Genomic DNA, 1,572 nt, shown 5'->3' on the forward strand with positions numbered 1-1,572 from the left:
GTAACCGCGCTATAGAAGTCAAATCCGCGCTCCTTGCCAAACTCCCACGTCTGCTCGACGGTGCCTTTTTGCTCGTCGATCTTGTACTCGACCGCGCGAGAGTATTTTTGCTCTTTTAGCGCAGGCTGTTCCATGCCGCGGCCGTCGCCGTTGTCAAATACACTGATGTGCTTTACGGAGCCCTTGTTATCGTAGCGCGGAGTGAGCCACGCGGTGTGCTGCGTCCACGACCAGTCGAAGTCGCCCTCGCATTTTGAGTTTTCGCATTTGATCTTGTTGCCGTTTTTATCCACGGGCACTAGCACTTTTTCTTTAAAGTCCGCGCTCCAGCCCTCAGGCGACGCTAGGATCCATTTTACCTTTTTGTCGCGGTCGATCTTGACGATGCCTTGGTGGCGGAGCGAGAGGATGATGCCGTCGTCGCTAGGATCATATGAGATCGAGTTTACGTGCGCCCAGTTGCGTCCCGTGCCGGTCGAGGTCACGTCGCCGAAAGGCAGATCGTCGCTGATTTTGATCTCTTTGGCGTCCATATCGATATTTAGGCACACGGCGCGAGCGTCAAGAGCCTTGATGAGGTTGCTGCGGTAGACGTTTTTGCCAAAAATTTCATTCAGATCCCACTCGTCCACGACCTTGCCGCTGCCGTCCACTTCGATGATGTGATCTCTGATCGTGTGCGAGATCCTGCCGTCTGCGTGGTGGTAGTTGTATTTGCCGACGCGAAGCAGCAAGTGATCGCCTTTAAGCGGCATTACTTCGTGGCTAAGGTCGATGTAGCCGCGCGGCAGCTCGCGATTATACACCTCTTTGCCCATCATATCGTAGCGCATATATCGCTGCGCCATACCCCAACTAAGATCGCCGTTTGGCAGCTGATGAAAACCCATCATCATACCGCCGTCCATCACTCTGCGCTCGCTGCGGTCGTAAAATTTCTGATAGTCCAGATACCATCTGACCTCGCCCTGCGTATCGACGACGAAATTTTCGGTGAAATCATTCCAGCTAGCCGCACCGCCGTTTTTCCAATCAAGCGGCTTATAAACGCTCGTGATCGTGTTGTTGATGAGATAGAGTCTGTTTTTAAACGCAGGATCGACCTTTTTGACCTTCATCTTTTGCATGTGGCTAAATCTATAATCTCGGCTATATGTCACGATCGGCTGAGCATAAATTTTATACTTTTCAACCTTCTTTTCGCCGTTAAAAACGTAGCTTACTTCGACCTCGTTTAGATAGTCCGGATATAGCCCCCAGATCGGCACGCCGTCGTGCGTCAGTAGCGCATGCTCGGAGACGTTATAGGCGATGTCGATGCCGCCGCCCGGTTTACCCAGCACCCGCACGTGGATATCCTTGATGTCCTTGCCCGCCCTATCGATGACGGCCGTAAGAGGCGCCACGTCGTATGGGTTGATAAACACCGAGCCAAGCTCGCCTTGGGTTTTTACCTGATGCGCCAAAACGCCCGCACTCGCAGTCTGAGGCACCGCCATAAACGCGCCGCCCACCAAGGCCGCAGCCAAAACGATAGAACCGAAAAAATTCTTACGCATATTCGCTCCTTTT

1 protein-coding gene is annotated in these 1,572 nt (G+C 52.9%); it reads right to left on the reverse strand.

All coding sequences use genetic code 11. The features are described from left to right. Positions 1 to 1,559 (reverse strand): aryl-sulfate sulfotransferase (locus Q0386_RS00485; RefSeq protein WP_299025557.1); only part of this gene is annotated, 1,559 nt, incomplete at its 3' end. Between the last annotated feature and the right edge of the window lie 13 nt (positions 1,560 to 1,572).

Source organism: uncultured Campylobacter sp. (genome assembly GCF_938045625.1).
Lineage (GTDB): Bacteria > Campylobacterota > Campylobacteria > Campylobacterales > Campylobacteraceae > Campylobacter_A.